18 protein-coding genes and 3 pseudogenes are annotated in these 23,604 nt (G+C 45.8%); 10 read left to right on the top strand and 11 right to left on the bottom strand.

Annotation, left to right across the window (positions count from 1 at the left end):
- The first annotated feature begins 1,215 nt into the window (after positions 1–1,215).
- Positions 1,216–1,806 (top strand): PEP-CTERM sorting domain-containing protein, encoded by a 591-nt coding sequence (locus RIB93_RS13205; RefSeq protein ID WP_446373221.1) that lies wholly within the window; start codon positions 1,216–1,218, stop codon positions 1,804–1,806.
- A 218-nt stretch (positions 1,807–2,024) separates the two neighbouring features.
- On the opposite strand, the pseudogene RIB93_RS13210 reads toward RIB93_RS13205, so the two are convergent.
- From RIB93_RS13210 to RIB93_RS13240, 7 genes and pseudogenes are all read right to left on the bottom strand, one after another.
- A pseudogene (locus RIB93_RS13210) lies at positions 2,025–2,207 on the bottom strand (Uma2 family endonuclease); the annotation flags it as partial.
- Entirely contained in the window at positions 2,186–2,350 is a 165-nt protein-coding gene (locus tag RIB93_RS13215; RefSeq protein ID WP_446373222.1) for a hypothetical protein, read from the bottom strand. The gene RIB93_RS13215 and the pseudogene RIB93_RS13210, both read right to left, overlap by 22 nt.
- Before the next feature lie 348 nt (positions 2,351–2,698).
- A complete protein-coding gene (locus RIB93_RS13220) occupies positions 2,699–4,189 on the bottom strand; it encodes a TldD/PmbA family protein (protein ID WP_446373223.1) in 1,491 nt (496 codons plus the stop codon).
- A 149-nt stretch (positions 4,190–4,338) separates the two neighbouring features.
- A complete protein-coding gene (locus tag RIB93_RS13225; RefSeq protein ID WP_446373224.1) occupies positions 4,339–5,250 on the bottom strand; it encodes a transglutaminase family protein in 912 nt (303 codons plus the stop codon).
- Between the two features lie 66 nt (positions 5,251–5,316).
- Entirely contained in the window at positions 5,317–6,264 is a 948-nt protein-coding gene (locus RIB93_RS13230) for an alpha-E domain-containing protein (protein ID WP_446373225.1), read from the bottom strand.
- A gap of 118 nt (positions 6,265–6,382) precedes the next feature.
- A complete protein-coding gene (locus RIB93_RS13235) occupies positions 6,383–7,834 on the bottom strand; it encodes a circularly permuted type 2 ATP-grasp protein (RefSeq protein ID WP_446373226.1) in 1,452 nt (483 codons plus the stop codon).
- Positions 7,835–8,069: 235 nt separating this feature from the next.
- A complete protein-coding gene (locus tag RIB93_RS13240) occupies positions 8,070–10,568 on the bottom strand; it encodes a PhoD-like phosphatase (RefSeq protein ID WP_446373227.1) in 2,499 nt (832 codons plus the stop codon).
- Between the two features lie 96 nt (positions 10,569–10,664).
- Between RIB93_RS13240 and RIB93_RS13245 the strand changes: the two genes are divergently transcribed.
- Complete coding sequence (locus RIB93_RS13245) at positions 10,665–11,393, top strand: Crp/Fnr family transcriptional regulator (RefSeq protein ID WP_446373228.1); 729 nt, start codon at positions 10,665–10,667, stop codon at positions 11,391–11,393.
- Between the two features lie 167 nt (positions 11,394–11,560).
- Here the strand turns inward: RIB93_RS13245 and RIB93_RS13250 are convergent, their stop codons facing one another.
- A complete protein-coding gene (locus RIB93_RS13250; RefSeq protein ID WP_446373229.1) occupies positions 11,561–11,806 on the bottom strand; it encodes a hypothetical protein in 246 nt (81 codons plus the stop codon).
- A gap of 91 nt (positions 11,807–11,897) precedes the next feature.
- On the opposite strand from RIB93_RS13250, the gene RIB93_RS13255 reads away from it, so the two are divergent.
- Together RIB93_RS13255 and RIB93_RS13260 are read left to right on the top strand one after the other, a co-directional pair.
- Positions 11,898–12,311: a response regulator gene (locus RIB93_RS13255; protein WP_446373230.1), complete on the top strand. Its 414-nt coding sequence runs from the start codon at positions 11,898–11,900 to the stop codon at positions 12,309–12,311.
- 86 nt (positions 12,312–12,397) lie between these two features.
- Positions 12,398–12,928 (top strand): shikimate kinase, encoded by a 531-nt coding sequence (locus RIB93_RS13260; RefSeq protein WP_446373231.1) that lies wholly within the window; start codon positions 12,398–12,400, stop codon positions 12,926–12,928.
- A 211-nt stretch (positions 12,929–13,139) separates the two neighbouring features.
- Here RIB93_RS13260 and RIB93_RS13265 read toward each other — a convergent pair whose 3' ends face one another.
- Positions 13,140–14,159, bottom strand: coding sequence for an AI-2E family transporter (locus RIB93_RS13265; protein ID WP_446373232.1), 1,020 nt, complete (start codon positions 14,157–14,159; stop codon positions 13,140–13,142).
- A 282-nt stretch (positions 14,160–14,441) separates the two neighbouring features.
- Here RIB93_RS13265 and RIB93_RS13270 point away from each other — a divergent pair, with 282 nt between their 5' ends.
- Positions 14,442–14,828 carry a hypothetical protein gene (locus RIB93_RS13270; RefSeq protein ID WP_446373233.1) on the top strand — a complete coding sequence of 129 codons (387 nt, stop codon included), beginning with the start codon at positions 14,442–14,444 and terminating at the stop codon, positions 14,826–14,828.
- Between the two features lie 371 nt (positions 14,829–15,199).
- Here RIB93_RS13270 and RIB93_RS13275 read toward each other — a convergent pair whose 3' ends face one another.
- Positions 15,200–16,783, bottom strand: coding sequence for a B12-binding domain-containing radical SAM protein (locus RIB93_RS13275; protein ID WP_446373234.1), 1,584 nt, complete (start codon positions 16,781–16,783; stop codon positions 15,200–15,202).
- Between the two features lie 256 nt (positions 16,784–17,039).
- On the opposite strand from RIB93_RS13275, the gene RIB93_RS13280 reads away from it, so the two are divergent.
- The 4 genes and pseudogenes from RIB93_RS13280 to fdhD all read left to right on the top strand — a co-directional run bounded on the left by RIB93_RS13280 (position 17,040) and on the right by fdhD (position 22,125).
- Positions 17,040–17,966 carry a cobalamin-binding protein gene (locus RIB93_RS13280; RefSeq protein WP_446373235.1) on the top strand — a complete coding sequence of 309 codons (927 nt, stop codon included), beginning with the start codon at positions 17,040–17,042 and terminating at the stop codon, positions 17,964–17,966.
- 186 nt (positions 17,967–18,152) lie between these two features.
- Positions 18,153–19,529: a DNA phosphorothioation system restriction enzyme gene (locus tag RIB93_RS13285; protein WP_446373236.1), complete on the top strand. Its 1,377-nt coding sequence runs from the start codon at positions 18,153–18,155 to the stop codon at positions 19,527–19,529.
- 230 nt (positions 19,530–19,759) lie between these two features.
- Positions 19,760–21,337, top strand: a pseudogene (locus RIB93_RS13290) (molybdopterin-dependent oxidoreductase); the annotation flags it as partial.
- Positions 21,338–21,339: 2 nt separating this feature from the next.
- Positions 21,340–22,125: a formate dehydrogenase accessory sulfurtransferase FdhD gene (fdhD, locus tag RIB93_RS13295; protein WP_446373237.1), complete on the top strand. Its 786-nt coding sequence runs from the start codon at positions 21,340–21,342 to the stop codon at positions 22,123–22,125.
- A 280-nt stretch (positions 22,126–22,405) separates the two neighbouring features.
- Here the strand turns inward: fdhD and RIB93_RS13300 are convergent.
- Positions 22,406–22,540, bottom strand: a pseudogene (locus RIB93_RS13300) (Hsp20/alpha crystallin family protein); the annotation flags it as partial.
- Positions 22,541–22,849: 309 nt separating this feature from the next.
- On the opposite strand from RIB93_RS13300, the gene RIB93_RS13305 reads away from it, so the two are divergent.
- Positions 22,850–23,473, top strand: coding sequence for a DUF4058 family protein (locus RIB93_RS13305; RefSeq protein WP_446373238.1), 624 nt, complete (start codon positions 22,850–22,852; stop codon positions 23,471–23,473).
- Positions 23,474–23,604 lie beyond the last annotated feature (131 nt).

Here is a 23,604-nt window from a genome sequence, read left to right on the forward strand (position 1 = left end):
CGTGGCGGGGAGGGGTTTGGGGAGGGGTCTGACCCCTCCGTTAATGACCAGCAGTATCCCCCTTCAAAAGGGGGGAACCAGAAATTAATCAACTTCAAAAGGGGGGAACCAGAAATTAATCAAAGTCCCCCTTTTTAAGGGGGATTTAGGGGGATCTAAACTTTGAGCGTTAGTCATACAAAGTCTTCAGTCGAGACGTCGAGTCGCGCTCAGGCTGAAGTCTTCCTCTTCCCCCCACTACAACACTTATTTAGCAGAGTCTAATACTCAAAGGTAAACTATACCTGGTTTTCAGCCGAAATAATGTAACCATTTTTACCGGATTTTGACGGGAATCTCAGGCATCTTCATCAAAACTTTAAATTAAGGGTTAATTTTCCGGATATCTTCATCGAAGCTTTATAGACATGTATCGAAGGATACTTTATAGTGAACGATAGAGCGAATTCAATGAAGCTCAAGCCAGATATGGCAAGCAATTCAGGGTTTTGCTCACATCTAGCAACTATCTAGTATTGAATTGAGTTAACTAGTCCTAAACAGCACTGACATGAAACGTTCTGCTTTTGTTCCCTCGGTTTTAGCTGCTACTGGCGTAGCCGTCGTCATGTCTAAAAGTAATCAATTATATATATATATATAAGCCTATTTTAGGGACTCCCTTTAGGAAATCAAGCTAGCTTGTCACTAATAACTGAGCAACAAAACCCGTCCTTATTCATACGTCATAAGTTATACAAAAAAGCATTCCCACCTGTATCTTCAGCCTTTTGTTTGGCTTTATTGAGCAATTCAGGAGGTAGGTTGGGTTGATGTATGAGTCCCCACAATAATCGGTTGAGTTTTACTTCGTTCAACCCAACTTACAACAACTAAAACAATTAACTTAGCCAATATCACAAAGAGCTTGACCCCCAATAGTCTTCCTGCGTCAAAAAAACAGGCTGGGGGTCTTATTTGTGCTGATTTTTCCTCAAGAGGGCATGAATCCCGATACTTTAATCAAATCCTCAAATCCTTGCCCCGTAATGTATCTAGCCTTATAGAGATTAATCTTTATCGAAAGTTTACATAATTTCACTGATTCTTCATTGCTACTTTACCCAACACCTAAGTGAAGTCCCTTATAGTGTGAATATAGAAAAGCAAACACGCCGAAGCAAATCAGTCCAAACGCTTCAGCAATCGAGTTATCTAGTCCTAAGGAGTACTTACATGAAATTCTCTTCTCTCGTTCCCTCTGTTATCGCCGCTGCTGGAATCGCTGTTGCATCTTCAGCTTTCTCTCCTGCTCAAGCCGCCTTAACATCTTTATCAAATTCGTGTAGCACTTCAGACCTAAGTGGCTCTGTAGCTTGTGAAGGTACTTTTGATGGTAATGATTCTAATCAAGACCTAGATGGTCTATTTGGAGTCGATGCATGGTCAGAACTATTTAAAGTAGATAATGATAGTGGCACTAATGGTGGCTTGAATGTTACTGGTGGCGGTACATCAGGAGGCTGGAGTCTGACAGGCATCGATTTCAACACATCTAATATAATGGTTGCCCTCAAGGGTGGTAACAGCTTCAGTGCTTATTTACTCGATGGTGCGACTAGCGGCTCATGGAATACTGATGGGGTTGTAAAAGGTAACGGTCAGCCAGGTCCCGGTTTATCTCACTTCACCGTGTATCAAGCACCCAAACCTGTTACAGATCCTGAAGCTGTTCCCGAACCCCTCACCATCTTAGGTTCCGCTACTGCTTTAGGAATCGGCGGTTTGCTCAAGCGCCAACAGTCCAAAAAGAACAACAAGGCTTAATTGAGTCTTAAGTAATTCCCTCCGAGTTTACATAGAATAGAAGCCCAGTAAACTCCTTCTGTAGAGTCAAGCAGAAGGGGTTATTCTTTTGTCATTCGTCTTATGTCATTTGTCCTTTGTCATCAGTTTTGTAGGGTGGGTTAGGCGGATTAAGATGACTGGTTGATAAATTCCTCTAAGGATTCCACCTCTAAAACAATTTCCCCTAAACCTTCCAATTGATGAATATCTTTTTTTACACCTGTGTCCATCGCAGCAGTAGACGGTGACATGAGTTCGATAATCACATCAGGATAGCGACCTTTTTCTTCCCAAACAACCCAGCCTTGGCGTTCGCGCTTACCATCTACATTCAGAACCACAAAGAAATCAGATCCTCTCAAATCGCGATCGCGAATCTGCTGACCGTGGTGATATCAAACCTAATAGGTACTGTTTGTTCAGTAGTCAACTTAAAAAGAAGTAACCACAAAGGATAACGCCGTCCTCTTGCGGCACGAAAATCTGGCACTTGGCTTAAGGCTTCCAGGAGATTGCCCTTCATGATAGCAAATGACTCAATTAAACTAGGGTTTCAATATTTAGTTTACGCGCTTATCATGGTCGCCCTAATTTTCTCTCATCACTGCGGAATTAGCCCTGCTTTGAAAGGAAGGGATCTGTGGAGAGGGGAGCAAGAATGTAGGGGCGGGTTTAGGGACTCACTTGGATGGCTTAACGATAACTGAACAACAAAACCCGCCCTTTATTCAAGGGTTATTGGCTTCGTTGACACGTTGAAGGCTAAGGTTCCTTTACTACGAACACTGTCCTCAAAACTTGAGCGGGGCGGGTTTAGTTGCATTTTGGTGCAAAAGAAACGATAATAGTCAAACCCGCCCCTACAGACGGATCAAGATGCGCCGCCGATGTGAATATTTCGCACCCGCACGGGGACACAAGCATGAGTCATTTGGGCAATTTGCATGGGTTCACCTTTGCCACATAAATTCGTCCCGCATTGTTGCCATTCAGATTTAGGTCCGATCGCGTCTACACTATTCCAAAAGTCAGTGGTCATGGAATGATAGGTGACATCCTTTAACATTCCCACTACTTTCCCCTTTTCTACCTTCCAAAAAGCATCACCACCAAACTGAAAATTGCGCCGTTGCTGATCAATAGAAAAACTGCCAATGCCATCAATTAAAATACCATCCTCGGTATCAGCAATCATTTCGGCTAATGTCGCCGTATGACTTCCCCCCTCGACTCCCGGTTCTAAGCCTAAATTGGGAATGCGTACCATCGGTACACTTGACCAACTATCGGCAAAGGCACTACCATTACTACTGCCTCGCCCCAATCGATAGGCGGTTTCGCGATCGGTAAGATAATCAACTAAAATTCCATCCTTGACAACGTACCACTCTTGTGATGGTACGCCCTCATCATCATAACCCATGGTACTGCGTCCACCCGGTTGAGTGCGATCGGCTTTAAAATTAACCCAAGGTGCAGCATACTGGAGTTTCCCTAATTTATCAGTTGTGGCGAAACTGGTGCCAGCAAAGTTGGCTTCATAGCCGTATACTCGATCTAATTCTGTGGGATGTCCTACCGATTCATGAATCGTCAGCCACAGGTTTGTCGGTTTCAGAATTAGCGTGGTACGAATACCAGAGGGACTTTTCGGCGCATGGACTTTTTCAATCGCTTCTTCCGCTACTCGTTCCACTTGAGAAAGTAAATCGGCTCGGATAACATGCTCATAGCCCTTATTCATCGGCGGGCGTTCATAGCTGCGATTTTGAGCATCTCCATTCGCGATCGCACTACAGCCAAATCCAGGATAAGTCCGATACAGCGTTTGGTGAATCAGCGAACCTTCCGTTGAAGCAAAGGTCTTATCTTCCTTGGTAAATTGTAAATAAGAATACGCCTTTTTAATCCCCCGTTCGCCATAACCCAGCAGTTGGTCATTAATATGTAACAGTAGATCAGCTTTTTCAGTAATCGGGATACTAAAGGGGTCAATGTCCATCGGAGTGATATAGGTATCCTGATAGGCGGCGACAGGAACCAGTTGTACCCTTGTCCGCTGAGACAGGCGACTCCCCTTGGCAATTTCCACGGCTAAGGTAACCAGGCGTTCCACCTCTGCTGGCGTTTTATAGGGACTCGCTGCAAATCCCCACGCCCCATCCAGCAACACCCGCACACCAAAGCCAGCACTAACATTATCAGACAATTGACTCAGGGAGCGATCGCGGGCATAAAGATTTTGATGGCGGTAGGTGCAAAATCGGACATCGCCGTATTCACAGCCGGCTTGACGAATCAAATCAATCGCCAGTTGAGCCAAATCTGTTGCGGTGGTGGTTGGGGTGAGGGATTGTACCATAGTCTATTGCTGATAATTAAAATCCATTGATACCGAGTTGCGTTCTATCATGTCATTCTGAGCGAAGCGAAGAATCTGGACAGATGCTTCGCTACACTCCGTTACGCTCAGCATGACAAATTCTACCTTAGACTGCAACTTGGTATGACTTAGGTTAAATGTATTGTATCGGACTGAAAACCGCTATATTCATCTCTGGCAATCGACAAATTAATCTTCATATCAGACTCAATTTTCTTACCCCCTTCACCCACCGATTTCGTTGTCGCGATCGCACCCGAAATCGGGGTAGCATAACGGGGTAAAGCGCAAGCCACGAGGGGAATATGGCGATCTGTAACAACGACACCTTGATTAGGATCATAGCCTTGCCAGCCTGCACCAGGGAAGTAAATCTCTACCCAAGCATGAAGGTATCGTTGCGATCGTTCTAGATTACCTTCCTGATACCCACTGACAAACCGTGCGCCTAATCCCATCACCCGACAAACATCCATGAATAGCACCGCTAAATCGCGACAAGAGCCTTTCTTTAAGTCCCAGGTTTTACGGGGAGACCGAGGTGCGCCTTTTTCCCGATATTGGGGTTTACAATGGCTGTAGAGATATTGGTTGAGTGTTTTGACAAAGTTAACGGTATCGCCATTAACTTGCTGGTACATATCCTGGGCTAATTGTTTGATCGAATTCCCGGAGGTAGGGTCATAAAATTGCTGATAAGGCTGTAACTGAGAGAACCAGTAGTTGGGATAGTTAATCGGTAACTGAGTCGCCCAGGATTCGAGTTGAATGGTATTGGGATTAGTTCGATAGGTTTCCACAACTGAGGTAGCGCTGATCGTTAATTGTTCGGTACTGGTATTAAATAAAAGTTTCGCGATCGCGTTTCCATCCAATTCGATTATCTCAGCGATGTTCTCAGGTTTGGGTTCAATCTCCAGTGTAAACGAATACAGTGTCTGAGTCCCATCACACCGGGGACGTAGCCTGATGATATGGGGTTTTAAAATAACGGGCTGATTATAGGTATAGGTTGTCGTGTGGCAAATTTTATAACGCACGATAATTCAATCTCCCCTGCTCCTCTAGACGTGCCATGGCACGTCTCTACATGTCTCCCTCGCTCACTATACAGGTTCTACCGCACAAAATGTTTTCGAGATTTGATTGCCGACTTGATTTATTTCAATTTGCATTTGATTCAAAAATTCATGCAAGCCATTCTCAAACACATCTTCTATTGTCTGATATCCGAGTTGAGAACACAAACGCCCTAAACCACGTTCGGCTGGGTTGCACCAGGTTCCACGGGGGGTGCTAGTAATTTGATGCAATGATTGTTCAGCTTGCGCTAGACAGAAGTGAATGGAACGGGGAAATTGACGGTTTAAAATTAGAAATTCAGCAACACCATTCGGCGTAATCCGATGCTGAGATTTGCGATACATTTCATAGGCACTAGCCGATTTGAGTAGCGCCATCCATTGAATTTGATCCAATGGCGTTCCTACCCACTGTACCGACGGCAGTAACACAAAATACTTCACATCGAGAATTCGGGTTGTTTTATCTGCCCGTTCTAATAATCGACCCAGTTGCCCAAAATTCCATCCCTCATTATGGGTCATCGTGGCATCCATAACTCCAGCAAAGCGATGGCTAGCCAGTTTTACTTGGGTGAAAAAATCAGGCAATGTCCCCAATGCTCCTCCTTGAGACGCCTCTTTAACCATGAGGAAAAATTGATTCACCTCTTCCCACATTTCTGAAGATATAACTTCCCGAACCGAACGGGCATTCTCGCGAGCGAGTTGGAGTACAGATAGAATTGAATTGGGATAGTTCGAGTCAAATGTGAGGAAGTGGATAACATTGTCCGAGGTAGCCTCGCCGTAGCGTTCCCGGAATAAATCTAAATCCCCCGTTGTAATCACCAAGGGTTCCCACTGCTGAGTCACTCCGGGGGGCATATCCAGCATGGAATTTAAATTAACATCCACAAATCGGGCAATATTTTCTGCCCGTTCGATATAGCGATTGAGCCAATAGATAGAATCAGCAACCCGACTTAGCATAAGTATTTATTCGTCATTTGTCATTTGTTTATTTATTCGTCCTTTGTCATTAGTCATTAGTCCTTTGTTGAGGAAGTTATGAACAAAGGACTAGCCCTGGAACAGGGTAATTCATGCATCATTCATGAAAGTGATTCAGTACCCACGTATCCTTACTTCCGCCCCCTTGGGATGAATTCACCACCAGAGAACCCTTTCTCAACGCCACACGGGTTAATCCACCGGGATGAACATAAATGTCATCTCCCCGATGCAAAATATAAGGGCGCAAATCGACATGTCGTCCTTCTACCTGATGATCAATCAACGTTGGCACTCGCGACAAACAAAGGATCGGTTGGGCAATATAATTGCGAGGATTGGCTTTAATCCGTTCCGCGAACTCTGCCCGTTCCACCTCAGTGGAACTCGAACCCACTAACATACCATATCCCCCCGACTCATTGGCAGACTTAACCACGACGTTTTCTAAATTATTCAAGACATAGTTTCGGTCTTGTTCTTGCCAACATAAATAGGTAGGAACATTGGATAAGATTGGTTCTTCTCCCAGGTAATAGCGAATCATTTCGGGGACATAAGCATAGACAACCTTATCATCGGCTACACCTGTTCCGGGTGCATTAGCTAAGGCGACTCGCCCTTGGCGATAAACGTCCATCAATCCGGGTACGCCTAGGAGGGAATCCGGGCGGAAGACGTGAGGATCTAAAAAGTCATCATCGACACGACGATACACCACATCTACTCGCCGCAATCCTTGCGTCGTTCGCATTTGCAAATAGCCATCCACGACGACTAAATCCCGACCTTCAACCAGTTCCACACCCATTTGCTGGGCTAAAAAGGAATGTTCAAAGTAGGCGGAGTTGTAAATACCGGGAGTAAGGACAACAACAGTGGGATCAGGGAGTTGAGCTGGTGCTAAATTGAGCAGCGTTTCTAGCAAATGGCTAGGATAATCGTCCACGGGTTGAATTGCCAGGGTTTGGAAGATTGCCGGGAATGTACTTTTCATCACCCGCCGATTTTCCAAGACGTAGGAGATGCCCGAAGGTACACGCAGGTTATCTTCTAGAACATACCACTGACCCTCGCGATCGCGCACCAAATCTGTTCCGGTAATGTGACACCAGACATCGCTGGGCGGCTTTAAGCCGATGCAAGGCTTGAGAAATCCCGTTGCCGAAAACACAACTTCGTGGGGGATTTTGCCATCGTTGAGAATACGCTGTTCCCCATACATATCGTTGAGGAAGAGGTTCAGCGCTCGAATCCGTTGTTTGAGTCCACCCTCTAAAGTTTGCCATTCCTGAGCCGAGATAATCCGGGGAATGATATCAAAGGGAAATACTCGTTCAATACCCTGATTATCACTGTAGACGCTAAAGGTTACACCCAACTTGAGCAGAGCAACTTGAGCCGTTTCCCGGTGTCGCTGGAGTTCATCAGGGCGTAATCCCTGCATCCATTGAATCAGGGCAGCGGCTGACTCTCGTGGCTGCCCTTTGGCTGAAAACAGCTCATCATAGAAGTCTTCTGGATTGTAGAGATCCCATTGTACTGCCACGTTTACTACACCCCTCCTCCTTGATGTAAACCCTACGTATTCCAAGATTGGTCTAAATTGGATCTAGAACTGTAGTGAATATTACCGTTTGCGGGGAGTGCAGGTAAAGATGTTCTCGGAAATCACCCCTTCAGGGATATATAGCAATCGCCATAGCGGTTAGGACGCATCTTATAGTAGAGACGTTGCATGCAACGTCTCTACATGGCAACTCCTCTTCCTTGTGCCTTCTGCCTTAACTGTTAATGGTAGGTAACGGGGGTGGCGACTCTAACTGTAGTGGCGCAAAATACCGACTCTTAACCACACTATTCGGCTTCCAGGGTGGATGCCAATAGACCTCTTGAATCACCGCTTTATTCTCATCGGGTGACCATTGAAAACTGACAACGCTAATGTTATTACAGCCAACAATTTCGTCACCCTCTTGTAACCAGCGATTTCGCCATAACCACGATAGGGAACCGACTAAAAGCTTTCGCCATAAGGGTGGCTTTTTGCCGGATTCGGGTTGGGGATGTCGTTTCAGCCAAGGAACGGGTTCAGCTTTTTGGCGTTTACTCCATGCGGTTCGATACCGCCAGTCGGGTTGCGATCGCGCCTCCTTGAGGGCAACTTGCCACGCGATGTCCCAAGTGCCTTGAGGAACCTGGATTTGCTGCCAAAAGGGTCCTTGACTGGGGACTGGCACATCTTGGATTCTCACCTTACCGGGAGTTGCGATAATTTCCACCAGTGGCGGCGGTGTCTGCCATCCGACCCAATATTCAGATTGTTCTAATGCCAGTGATTTAACTTTGGTATGAACTAAATACGTCTTCAACTCAGCATTTTTGATTGAACTGGAGGTTAACTGAACTAGCACCGATGCCGCATCTTGATTGTCCCTCTCTCCAGCTTCCCAGACATAGCCGACTTCTTGTCTCTGGAGTTTCCCACGGGGATTTGACCAATAGTTGAGGCGAACCACGTAGCCATAGTGAATATCTCCCGACAGCAACACAATGCGATCGCGTCGCTGAAATAGGGCGGTTAATAGCTTACTAAAGGCGACATCGTGAAAGTTCCACGAATCCCCCACATCAGTCCCAAATACCTTACCCTGATGCCAATGCCACCGTTGGGCGATATCCACTAATGATGCATGGATCAGGTTTGTTGGTAAAACAATTAACGTGGCTTCAATCTTCGACTTACCCGCCGCTTTAAGCTGATTGGTTGCTTCTAGGGGATCTTCAATCTGCTGGTCAAAGGCTGTGGGGGATAATAGCATCGGCGGTGCGATCGCCTTTTTCTCTCCCATGGGAAAACCGCGCCACGTCCGCGTATCTAATACGATAACTTCGTGCTTAAAACTCCTAACACTGTAGTGCCAGGTTAAAGTTGGAGTGCCATCAGCATAGTCTCGATTCAGAACTAATACCGTTCCATCCTGTTTCAACTTCGGCAATCCTGTTTCTGCGTCAATCTCAGGAACTCCCAAATATTTTCCCATCGTTTCCCAGGCGGATTCATCTGTCCCAGCAGATTCTGACCATTGTTGCAACACTTGCAAGAATTTTTCTCCGGGTTGCCCTGCGGTAAACTGTTCTGGTGTATTTCCCCACCCCTGACACAGAACATAAGCTAATAGTCCATTTTGAACGATTTGTCTGCCTAAGGGTTTCCCCAAAACCCGGTTACACCACTCCCGATTCAAATACCAATCATCGCTAATATCATGGTCATCAAAAACCATATAGGTTGGCACATTCGCCAGCGATCGCCTGACTTGCCACAAATACCTGGCAAAGTCCTGAATGGCATCAACTTCCTCATCCCATGATTTCGACTTTTTCCCCCTTGTCTTGCCTTTAGTAAGATGATTCACCCACAGGATTGGCGACCAAGACAACAGATACATCGCCAAATATTCACCCAGACTAAACAGATGGCTTTTAGAGCGTTCGGGTTGATTTTCCAGCATCGCGGTTAAGCCAGCATAATTTCGGGCAATTTCTGTCCGCTGTCCCGGTTTCCATTCACTCACTTTTTTCCAGGAATACCCCTTGACAAAATCACCTTTATAGGGCAATTCTTCCTCCCAACCGAGTAACGTATTCCCGATATCGCTGAGGGCGGCTAACAGGGGATCAGCGACATCATCGGCGTAAATTTGGTCTCCTGTTAAAAAGAGTTGATGCGGTCGATGATTGGGTTGATCGGCTGACTGTTCGATTAAACCATCCAGCAGAGGTAGGGCATCTTGTCCCTTTCCGTGGGCTTTGCGACAGGAACCATGAACGATCCGCAGATGATTTAAGTCATCCGGCGGCATGGCAAATGTGGGCAGATTGTGGTCTAAATAGCTAACGGTGATCAGGGGAAAAACGTCTCTGGCGTTGAGGGCATCGTTAAGGGTTTGAGTGCGATCGCTAAATTCTAAATCGTAGGCATAAATTTGTCCCGGTTCAAGTAAGTCGCCCTCAATGGGTTTGGCGGTTACGGCGACAATATGCAGGTATTTGCCAACGGGGACAGTGGCGCGTGATCCAGCCAACTGTTCCCGATCAAGGCTTTTCCCCTGACCTGCGATCGTGGTATAAACTTTAAGCGTGACCACACTCGGCGCTTTCAGTGCCAGCCAAACGGTGACGCCATCAGGATCAGTACGTCGCAAGATCGGACCTGCCAAAATTAGCGGCAGGTGGGCGAGTTGTTGCTCAAAGTCACTGTAGGCGTCGATCAAGGGCAAAGTGAAAGGGGTGAAGAATGAGTTGTCATGCAGACTTCATACTACCAAAAAATGCGGAGATGTTCTTGACAACCTCCCTGGAAATACTATAGTGAAATGCCCTCATTAAATAGCAATTCGATCAGGATTAATCAACTGCTGACGGCTCTACCCGATCAGGAGTACCAACGCCTTGTTCCTCACCTCGAAGAAGTCTCTCTGACATTAGGACAAATTCTTTATCAACCTGGAGAACCGATACTCCATGTCTATTTTCCCAATCGGGCAATGGTTTCTTTAGTCACCCTCTTGACAAATGGTTCAACAACTGAAGTTGGCATGGTAGGGAAGGAAGGGATGGTTGGTATTCCTGTATTTCTGGCGGATGGGATGGCAATCAACCAAGCAATTGTGCAACTCGAAGGCACAGGGATGAAAATGGATGCCTCAATTCTGAAACGCGAGTTTGATCGACGGGCTAGATTGCAACAATTACTCCTCTGCTACACCCAAACCCTCTTGAATCAGGTGAGTCAAACGGCGGCTTGCAATCGCCAGCATCAGCTAGAACAAAGGCTGGCTCGTTGGTTACTCTCGGCTCAGGATAGTATTTCTGGCTCTGAGTTGCGACTCACGCAAGAATTTCTGGGCAATATGCTGGGAACCCGTCGTGCTACGGTGACAGTCGCGGCGGGTAAGCTTCAGGAGGCAGGTGCAATTCGCCATCACCGAGGGATGATTACTATTCTCAATCGGAAACTGTTGGAAACTATAGCGTGTGAATGTTACAACGTCGTCAAACAGGAGTGCGATCGCTTACTTTATCCGGCAAATGGCGATCGGTGATTTGTCATTCGTCATTCGTCATTTGTCATTCGTCATTCGTCATACTCAAGGGAGCGAGAAGCAAGCTACGTCATTTGTGATAATTGAAAGTTAGGGCGGGGCGGGTTTAGTTATATCAGGGTGAAAACGAAACGTTAGTGATAAAACCCGCCCCTACAAAAGATGTTTCATCGGAACGTCTCAGCTTCCCCTGCTCCCCCTGCTCCCCCTGCTTCCCCTGCTTCCCCAGCTTCCCCAGCTTCCCCAGCTCCCCCAGCTTCCCATGCTCCCCCAGCTCCCCCAGCTCCCCCTGCTCCCCCAGCTTCCCCAGCTCCCCCAGCTTCCCCAGCTCCCCCTGCTTCCCCTGCTCCCCCAGCTCCCCCAGCTCCCCCTGCCCTACCTCTGTACGCTACCGTACCGACGAATGATCTCAATTCTGTAATGCTTAAACAGCAGAATGTCTAACTCAATCTGTGCCAGCGTAGGCGATCGCGGTTGAAAACACAAGCTAGACAACACCCACCAATGAACCATAATTTCAAAAATAGGCGGATTCTGGTTGTAGATCACAATGCCGATTCCAGAGAATTACTCAGCATCATTTTTGAGCAAGAAAAAGCCAATGTTCTGACTGTTACTGGCGCGAGGGAAGCGTTGGAGGTATTTGAGGATTTTCAACCGGATATTCTGCTATGTGAGCTACTTCTGCCGGAAGAAGACGGCAATTGGCTGATCCGTCAAATCAGAGGCTTAGAGACAAAACGAGGATATCATGTTGCCGCGATCGCGGTGACGGTAGCAGCGACTGAGCCAGATCGCCAACTCGCCCTGACAGCAGGGTTTGACAGCCATATCACCAAACCGCTCAAGGTTGATGATTTATTAGCGATCGCGGCTATCCTTGAGCAGGGTAAATTTTATCCCCAATTGGCACAATAACCGAAGACACCTCGAAATTTTATAGTGTTCAATCAGGTAGAATGTAACTCGTCTTAACCAGGAGATGAGAGAGAAACACTTTAGTGATGAACAATTTATTAAAAGGCATAAATGTCTACCTGATTGGCATGATGGGTGTCGGTAAAACCACCGTAGGACAACGATTGGCAAAAGAACTAGGCTATCGTTTTGTAGACACAGATGTCTTGATTGAGCAAGTAGCAGGACAAAGCATTAACCAGATCTTTGCTGACAGAGGAGAGGAAGACTTTCGCCAGTTAGAAGCTCAAGTCTTGTCAGAAGTATCCGCTTACACTAACTTGACTGTTGCCACAGGTGGTGGAATTGTACTCAAACAGATGAATTGGAGTTATCTACACCAAGGTTTAATTGTCTGGTTAGATGCACCTGTAGACCTATTAATACAGCGTCTGCAAGATGATACTACACGCCCCTTATTACAAACAACTGATCCAACAGCAGCACTGCAAAATTTACTTGACAAACGGCGTCTTATGTATGCAGAAGCCGATCTTCACATTCCCATTAATATCAGTGATACACCGGAATTCATTACATCACAGATAATGGCAGCAATTCCTTCAGTTCTTAAATAAAATTAAAAGAGTAGATTGGGTCAAGGGACGAGACCCAACAAACAAAAAATTGATACAAATCTGTTGGGTTTCAGTTTGTTAAACCCAATCTACAAAATGTTTTTATAGCGGTACTAAGACAGGTTAGGAAATTCTTTACTGTTCCCGGTTCCCTGTTCCCTCTTGGACTAACTGATGTCCTAACGTCTCCTCGTAGTGCTATATTAATGAACTATTCCCATTTGTTTAGGATATCCTTGACCAAAACTTCTTTTAAGCAAACCTGAGCCACGACAACAATAGGAAGCGCCAAAAACAAACCAAAGATGCCGAAAAATATAGCAAAAGCCATCTGAGACAATAACGTAACCGCTGGCAGCAAAGATACCTGTTGTTGCATAACCAGTGGAGTTAAAATATTACTTTCAATTTGCTGAATTACTATATACAAAATCACCACAGCTAGAGCTTTCCAAGGCGAATCAAGTAAAGCCAATGCCACGGCAGGAATTACACTTAAAGTCGGACCCAAATTTGGGATAAATGTGAATATACCCGCTAACAAACCATTCGCCAGTGGCAATTGTATCTGCAAAATCCATAACCCAACCCCACTCAATATAGCAATTACTGTCATGTTAAAGAGGATACCAACTGCCCAGCCTCCCAGAGTATCTTCACATTCATCGAGAATCTCCTGAATTCGGTGACGATAAAAGGCAGGAAATAGGAGGATAAAACCTTGGCGGTAGGGTTCAGGATTGGCGAGTAACATAATGGTTACAACCACAACTAACAACATGTTCAAGACTAGACCCATTGAACTGTAGAATATATCAAAAAAGTTGCCAAAGAGTTTTGTTGCCCATGAGCGCAGATTTTGGGTAAAGACCTTCAAACCGCCAATATCATCTAAAAGTCCATCGGGAACCAAATTTCTCACCCAGTTTGCCCATTCAGGAATTTGTTGTAATCCAATTGGAACTAAATCGATCAATTGCTGAACTTGATCAACAAAGGGGGGAACAACCAGGACAAAAAAACCACTCAGTAATCCTAGACAAAAGCCCACAGATATAATAATAGCGAAAGCGCGTTTGAGCCGAAAGCGCAGCAGAAATCGCACCAGGCGGTTAAGTGTAGTGGCAAAAACTACGGCAGCAAAACCGAGCAAAATAACCGTTTTAATTTTCCACAAAATGTAAACTGAGAGGATAAATAAGAATAATCCCAGTAATGAACCTATACGCACAAACTTGCCTCCACTCAAGGGTTAGGTTAACCTTACATCTTGCACGTTTATCAGTAAGCCCCGACACCCGCTAATTTCCACCAACCTACTTAATCGTAGGCAAAGAATCGCTATGTGCTTCTTCTACGCAGAAGGAGAGATACTTGGCTCTGGGAGTGGTGATAGCACCCCGATGTTGGTGGTAGAAATGTCAGTATTGCTCAAACTCTAACTTTCCATAGACGCTAAACTTGCCTAGGTATGCTTTGCTAAGGTATAACCGTTTATCAATAATAATGCTTTATGACATCTACTTCACTAACAGAACCAGCAATTGCTACCTTGGTACTGACAAACGCTGTAGAAAAAACAGGTGAACCCATCGAAGGACAGTTGCTTGAACAACGGCACCAATTATGGCATCTACTTCAAGATAGATTTCCCACAACGGCAAATGAGATAGAACTAACTGAGCAAGAGCCATTAAATGGCAATCAAGCGGCTCGCCTTGCCAAACATATAGAAGAAGTCGCCAAAACCGACTCAGAGGTTGCTAAAAGCGTCCAAGCGATAGCGGATACGGTACAGTATGAACCCAAGAGCCTCGATAAATTCACGAAGATAGCTCAAGACATTAAGATGGGAGTACAGGATCAGATTGCGAATAAAACTAACTTAGATTTATCTTAGTTCCACAAGAAGTTTCCTCATCAGTTATCAGTTATCAGTTGTCAGTTATCAGTTGTCAGTTATCAGTTATCACCGACTTAGCACGAATGGCACACTCAATAAGCATTAGGAAATCACCGAAACCTTTGATATACCGTAGTGGCGTGGCACACCTTATTTGATGGATTAGAATTGTAGGGGCGCAAGGCTTGCGCCCGGTTTAACGATAAATCTATTCCACAATTTTAGCTGTGTCAAGCCGCCATCGTGGGTTTCGACTTCGCTCAACCCACCAACCTTAAGTCAGTACCATTCGACTTAGCACTGCTTATTGATAACTGTTCACTGATCACTGTTTACTGACTTTACATAGGAGGGTAACGTGAATCTCGTTATACAGTCACCTGAGTTTTGCGATTCTCTGTAGAGGCTTTTAACTTCTCCTCCCGTGCCAAAAACTCCGCCAACTGTCCCTCAATTTGATCCCGGACAATATGACGATATTCCATAAAATGCTCGTTGTGAGCGCAAACAATTAAATAATGCTCCCAAACCGCTGGATTTCGCCGAATCATACTAAATAAATGATGCCAAAATTTCCAGCGTGTTTTCCGTTTCAGCCCCTGTCGCCAACACACAATTGCCACTGCCTTTAAATCTACCCAACTCGGCAATTTAAACGGGGGTTTACACTTGGGTTCTCCGAGTTTCAGGAAATACCGATACACCCGATCTAAATATTGCTCCGGCTCATATAATTGCCAAAACGCCTCGACATATTCCCGGGCAATTTCTTCTAAAGGGCGAGTGGGGATAAAATTCATTAACGTAGTCTGGTTAATATTGCCATCTTTGCCCCGGAGTCGTCCCTCCTTATCTAACCGATGCCACAATGCTGTATTCGGCAACGCTTGCAACATGGCAAAGGTTGTAGTCGGAATTCCTGTCTGTTCAGCAAACCGGACAATCCGCGAACCCGCACCAGATTTTTCCCCATCAAAACCGACAATAAAACCAGCAATCACCCGCAATCCTGTCTCAGTAATAATATCCACTGATTCAGCCAAGGAACTGCGGGTATTTTGGAATTTTTTGGTCAACTGTAAACTATCCTCATCCGGTGTTTCAATTCCCAGAAACACGGCATCAAAATAGCACTCGACCATTAATTGCATCAGTTCGGTGTCTTGCGCCAAGTCAACAGAGGCTTCAGTATTAAATCGGAAAGGATATTGGTGTGCTTCTTGCCAAACTTTTAATTCTTTCAACAATAACTTGACATTCCGCTTATTGCCAATAAAATTATCATCGACCATAAACACACCCCGTCGCCATCCCAGTTCATAGAGATAGTCTAATTCTGCCAATAACTGGGCGGGTGTTTTCGTCCGGGGTTTGCGTCCATAGAGGACAATAATATCGCAAAATTCACATTGAAACGGACAACCACGCGAGAATTGCACCGACATTGAATCATAAGCGTCCAATTCCAATAAATCAAACCGAGGAATTGGCGTGCTTGTCACATCCGGTTTTTCCCCATTGGAACGGAATATGCCTGTCTCATCTCCCCGTTGAATCGCCTCGACAAACAGGGGTAACGTAATTTCGCCTTCGTCTAAAATCAGATAATCAGTCCCCGCCTCCTGCACCCCATCGGGAACAGAGGTGGGGAAAGGACCCCCACAAGCCACCCGTTTCCCTCGCCGTTTGGCTTCCCGGATTTGTGCCAGTAAATCCCCTTTTTGGACAATCATCGCTGAAAGAATCACAATATCCGCCCATTCCCATTCCGCTTCGGTGACGGCTCGGATATTGCGATCCACCAATTTAAATTCCCACGTCTGTGGTAAAATAGCCGCAACAGTGACCAACCCTAAAGGAGGCAGTAAAACTTTGCGATCGACTAATTCTAAGATTTTTTCATAAGACCAGAATGTCTTGGGAAAGAGGGGATAGACGAGCAATGCTTTCATATTAGAACTAAATCACCTAAAATTTTGCATCGGATAATAGTACAGGTTTTAGCACAAATATCCGGTTAGAGTAACAAATCCAACCTCATGAATTTCGAGTGAGTGCTTTTACCCCCTAAAGCAAACTTGCCAGGTGATAACTTATCGTTTCTCAAATTCTACAAAATTTTCACTCAAATCCTCTCAAATCCTCTGCGCCCCTCTGCGTAACCCTCTGCGTTCCTCTGCGTTGAAAAAATAAAATCTTCACTCCATCATGCCAACATCCGACCTAAAAATAGTCTCCCTACTCCCTAGCGCTACCGAGATTGTCGCCGCTTTAGGCTTAACCGATGCAATTGTCGGGCGATCGCACGAATGCGACTATCCTCCCGACATCCAAAACCGCCCCATTTGTACCGAAGCGCGACTAAATGCCGAAAAACCCAGCGCCCAAATTGACCGGGATGTGCGTCGCTTAGTCAAGGATGCTTTGAGCATCTACCAAATTAAAACCGATATCCTGGAACAATTACAACCCACCCATATTGTTACTCAAGATCAATGTGATGTCTGTGCAGTCAATTTTCCAGAAGTCGAGAAAGCGGTTGCTGAACTCACCCAGAGTCAGCCAAAAGTAATTTCCTTGCAGCCGAATCAATTAAGCGAGGTGTGGACAGATATTGAACAAGTAGCGGCTACATTAGACGTAGACTCCCAACCCTTGCTGAATCAACTCCAATCTCGTGTGAACACCATTCAGCAAATGACACAGAACCTCTCCCTCGCCAATCAACCCACAGTCGCCGCGATCGAATGGACTGATCCGTTAATGGCGAGTGGTAACTGGATTCCCGAATTAGTCGATATGGCTGGGGGTCATCATTTATTTGCCGCTTTGGGTAAGCATTCGCCGTACTTGGAATGGGATGCACTACTGAAAACTGACCCTCAGGTGATGATTATTATGCCCTGTGGTTTTGATTTAGAGCGAACCCGTCAGGAAACCCAGCAGTTAACTCAGCGTCCAGAATGGTCAGAGTTACAGGCGGTACGGAATAAGAGAGTCTATATTACCGATGGCAATGCTTATTTTAATCGTCCCGGACCCCGATTAGTGGATTCCTTAGAAATTTTGGCAGAAATCCTGCATCCAGAATCATTTAATTTTGGGTATCGCGGAAAGGCTTGGGAAATTTTTTAGGGTTGAGTGTTGACCCTTCGCTTCCTTCAAGGGAACCTGATTTGTCGGGGCGGGTTTAGGGACTTCGCGCCAGCTATTGATGATAACGTTGGTTCAAAACCCGCCCTCATCTTCCAGACGTAGCATGCTACGTCTCTACATGGCTCCCCCTGCTCTCCCTCTGCCATCTGCCATCAAAAACCGGACATGATATCACCAGGTTGTCCCCGGATACCCCGATCACTGCATCTGCGTTCCTACCAGCAACAAGCGATAACCAACTGGTTTAGCAATCAGGGACGCGGTACGCTGAAGATGGCGACAGGGAGTGGCAAGACAATTACCGCCCTCGCGATCGCAACCCAACTCTATCACCAAATCGGCTTACAAGTCTTACTGGTTGTTTGTCCCTATCGTCATCTAGTTACCCAATGGGCGCGAGAATGTCAGACGTTTAATTTAGAACCGATTCTGGCATTTGAAAGTGTACGCCATTGGCAAAATCAACTATCTACTGCCCTTTATAACTTACAATCAGGCAATCAATCTTTTCTGACAATTATCACCACCAACGCCACATTGATCACAGAAGGGTTACAATCTCAACTCAAATACCTTCCCCCCAAAACCTTAATTGTTGGTGATGAAGCCCATAACCTAGGGTCTCGACGCTTAGAAGAGAGTTTACCGCGCAACATTGGCTTACGTCTTGCCCTATCCGCGACACCAGAACGCTATTTTGATGAGGAAGGAACCCACGGCTTATTCAACTATTTTGGCTCAGTTTTGCAACCTGAACTGACTTTAGCGGATGCGATTCACCAAGGGGCATTAGTTCACTATCTCTACTATCCAATATTAGTGGAATTAACTGAAACTGAATCAATCGCTTATGCCAAATTCACGAAACGCATTGGCTGGGCGCTAATGAATAATGAAGGGATCGATATCCAGAATAATGATACTGTAACTGCCTTATTAATGCAACGCGCTCGTTTAATTGGATCAGCGGCTAACAAGTTAACCGCATTGCAACAGTTAATGGCAGAACGATTAGAGACCTATCACACGTTATTTTATTGTGGAGATGGTTCAGTTGAAGGCAGTGTAAGTCAGGAAACCACTCGTCAATTAGCAGCCGTAACCCGGTTATTAGGAAGTGAACTTGGATATCGGATTAACACCTATACAGCAGACACGCCTTTAGCCGAACGAGAGGAATTACGTCATCAATTTGAAACCGGGAAATTACAAGGATTGGTGGCGATTCGCTGTCTTGATGAAGGGGTAGATATTCCAGCGATTCAAACGGCTGTTATTCTTGCTAGTAGTGGAAATCCCCGCCAGTTTATTCAACGGCGGGGGCGAATTTTGCGCCCGCATCCTGATAAGGAACGGGCAACTTTATTTGATATGATTGTTCTCCCTCCAGATTTAGGACGTGAAACGTTAGAGGTGGAACGGAATTTGCTCAAAAAAGAGTTGAAACGGTTTTTAGAGTTTGCTGATTTAGCCGATAATGCAGGGGAAGCCCGACTAAAATTGCTGCAACTTCAGAAACGGTATGGATTGCTGGACATTTGACCCTAAGTAGGTGGACATAATTAACGTGAACGGTGAAGATTGTCATTTGTCATTTGTAAGAGTTTTAGGTTTATTTACAGAAATTAATATAGATAGCTTTATTGACACCGACCTACTTAGCATTAGGTTTGATGATCGAGTGGAAAGGCGATAGACCGAACCAAACTATCGGATTAGAATAGGAAAATGGTAGCGTTAAAGAATCGCAAGCATTAGCACCACTCCAAATCATGTTACCTCAACCTAAAAAGCGCTGGACGCCTGAACACTGGGCAACCTGGAAACCCTTCGGTATCGGCGAACAATACCCGAACAATTACTGGGAAGTATTTCGCGCCATCTGGGAAAATCGGGATCAACTTCCCTACGCCTGGGATATCCTCAACCAAGGCGTCTGCGACGGTTGTGCGTTAGGCACCACGGGGATGAAAGACTGGACATTAGAGGGGATTCATGTTTGTAATGTCCGGTTGCGACTGCTGCGGATGAATACAATGCCCGCTTTAACCAATAATATTGATAATGCGGCGCGAATTTGTCATTCTCCGAGTACAGCGGGATTGAAAAACGCCTTAGGGGTAGCCGCTACAACTTGTTCCTATAAAGACTGGATAGGGACAGATTTATTAGTCTTCATTGGGTCGAATGTGGCAAATAACCAACCCGTCACCGTGAAGTATCTCCACTGGGCAAAAAAGGCGGGAACAAAAATAGTCGTAATTAATACCTACCAGGAACCGGGGATGGAACGCTATTGGGTGCCGTCGATTCCCGAAAGTGCTTTATTTGGCACAAAATTCGCCGAAGACTTTTTCCTGGTGAATATGGGTGGGGATATGGCGTTTATTAATGGTACACTGAAACATTTAATCGCCAATAATTGGGTTGATCACTCGTTTATCAACACCTATACGCGCAACTTTGAGGACTTAAAAGCCAGCCTAGACTGCCAATCCTGGGAGGAACTCGAACGGCTATCTGGCGCATCTCGTGATCAGATGTATGAATTTGCCCAGATGATAGCCGAGGCGAACAAGGCTGTCTTTGTCTGGAGTATGGGGATTACCCAGCATGAATGTGGCGAAGATAACGTGCGATCGCTAATTAATCTAGCACTAACGAAAGGCTTTGTCGGCAGAGAAGGCTGTGGCTTGATGCCGATTCGCGGACATTCTGGAGTACAAGGGGGGGCGGAGATGGGATGCTACGCCACGGTACTCCCTGGAGGGAAGCCGATTACAAGAGAAAATGCAGCACAGTTGAGTAAAAAATGGGGATTTGATGTACCAACCTCCCCAGGATTAACCGCATCAGAAATGATTCAGGCGGCTTATGCGGGAGAGTTGGATGTCCTTTTTTCCGTGGGGGGAAATTTCCTAGAAGTGCTACCCGAACCCGATTATGTGGAAACGGCATTAAAGCGCGTTCCCCTGCGGGTGCATCAGGATATTATTTGTTCTAGCCAAATGTTAGTTGATCCGGCGGATACGGTAATTCTACTCCCCGCCACCACTCGGTATGAAGTGCCAGGAGGCGTAACCGAAACCACGACAGAACGACGGGTTATTTTCAGTCCCGAAGTTCAGGGAAATCGCATTGGCGAAGCGCGTCCAGAATGGGAAGTATTCATGGAATTGGCACGGAGAGTTCGTCCCGATTTAGCCGCAGGAAATGACGGAAACGCGCCGTTAAAGTTTGAAGGAACCGCCGCGATTCGCCAAGAAATTGCCCAAATCATTCCCCAATATGCGGGGATTCAACATCTCAAAGAAGCGGGAGATCAGTTTCAATATGGGGGTTCTCAAGTAACGTGCGATCGCGCCAGGATCAGGTGGCGACGGAAGAACCCTTGGAGATTCGCCTCGTCTCTCCCCCGCAAACCGTAGCGGTGACGATGCGAACACCAGGGGCGGATTTTGAACTGGCGGCGGGGTTTTTGTACTCTGAAGGAGTGGTTCGCGATCGCGATGATATTCAGCAGATTAGTTATTGTGTTGATCCGGATGTCGATGGGGAACAACGTTACAACATTGTTAATGTAAAACTTCGACCCGGATTATCGGTTAATTTACAACCCTTAGAACGCCACTTTTTTACCACCAGCGCCTGTGGAGTTTGTGGGAAAGCCAGTCTAGAAGCCCTACATTTACGGGGATGTTCAATTATCTCAGCCGGATTAACCGTTAGTCCAGATATTATTTATAGTTTACCCGAACAATTACACACCGCCCAGCGGATTTTCTCAAGTACCGGAGGATTACACGCCGCCGCCTTATTCGACACCCAAGGAAAATTACTCTCAGTACGAGAAGATGTGGGACGCCACAACGCCTTGGATAAATTAATTGGTGCTGCTTTTTTGAGTAATCAATTACCTTTAACCAACCCAATTGTGCTGGTGAGTGGACGTTCTAGCTTTGAGATAGTACAGAAATGTCTAACCGCCAGTGTCCCGATTGTTTGTGCGGTATCTGCACCCAGCAGTTTAGCGGTTGCGTTAGCCAAAGAGTTTGGCATCACCTTAGTCGGATTTTTGCGCGGAAAACGATTTAATATTTATACAGGAAAAGAACGGATACATTTTGAGGAGAAGTAAATCGGTTAGCTCCAAAAATATACAACCGATTTTTGGGTAGGCTTGAGAATACAGCAGTTTGCTCTGCTATGCGGTAGATTGTCGATCCCCCTCGCATCCCCGTGCAAAAAAAGCGAAGCATCCTTTGGCTTCCCCCTTTTGAAGGGGGACGGGAGGGGGATCTGGAGTACCTCACTCAATCCAGTCAGCTTTAGCTGACTTAAGCTTTTAGCCCGGAGTTTGAACTCCGGGCATCGGGCGTCGGGCGTCGGGCGGTTAATTTAGAATGGTGAAAGATCCCTTAAGCGGTTGGTTCAAGCTGAACTTTGACCACTTTGTTCTTTTCTTGTTCCGTCTTAGGCAACGTCAGATTCAAAATACCATCTTTGTACTCAGCTTTCACATTCGTATGCTGAATCCGGGCTGGTAACGGAATGGAGCATTACCATCTATCCCTTGATTCCCATAGTAGGCAAACAAACAACACTGCCAATTCGGTTTTAACGACTAATTTACTAATGATTACCGTCCTAAAATGTTGGAGTCATCAAAGAGTACGGTTTACTCGACCGAATGGGTACAGGAAACCCGGTTCGTAGTTGCACTGTCTTCGCCGATTCGTAGCTGCGGCAGTAGAAACTTGATACACCGTAGTGGACTGACACTTTTCAGTTTTTGATGATATTATAGTAGTCAGTATACAAATATTTAGATTACAGCTACTCACCCTGCAACAATTAGCGATATGACGTCTCCATTTCCTGGCATGAATCCCTATCTGGAGAATCCAGAATTATGGTCTGAGGTGCATAGCCGTCTAATTGTCGCGATCGCGGATGAGATTGCACCCCCGTTACTTCCTAACTATTATGTGGCAATTGAAAAGCGTGTCTACAGTAGCACTCCTGAGGATACTATCCTGATTGGTATTCCCGATGTTTCCGTTGTCTGTTCAGAGGTAGAGGCGTCTCCAGAATTCGCCACGCGCAACAGGGCTACTGCTACCTTATCGAAGCCTGATCAACCGCAAACCGTAACGATTCCCTTGGCGGAGGAGGTAGAAGAACGCTATTTAGAGATTCGAGACACTAAAACGGGAAAAGTTGTCACCACAATTGAACTACTTTCACCCAAGAATAAACGAGCAGGTGAGGGGAGGGAAGCATATCTACGCAAACGCCAGAAAATTTTAACCTGTTCCACCCACTTGGTAGAAATTGATTTACTTCGCAGTGGAAAAGCGATGCCGATGCAAGGGGTAGCTCAGTTAAAAGACTATCGGATTCTGATTAGTCGCAGCGAGTTAAGACCTCATGCCCAGCTTTATGCCTTTAATTTACCAGATGCGATTCCTAAGCGGCTTGGCTGAATACGCTGCTAATTGAACAGGGATTACGGTAGCGATTTTCCTAGCGTGACCCATCTAAAATAGTAGGATAAAGAGCAATTGATAATCGTGGTAGCCCAATGACACCTCAACTCATGGTTCAACCCTCCGCC

The sequence above is a fragment of the Coleofasciculus sp. D1-CHI-01 genome, from assembly GCF_040218875.1.
GTDB lineage: Bacteria > Cyanobacteriota > Cyanobacteriia > Cyanobacteriales > Coleofasciculaceae > Coleofasciculus.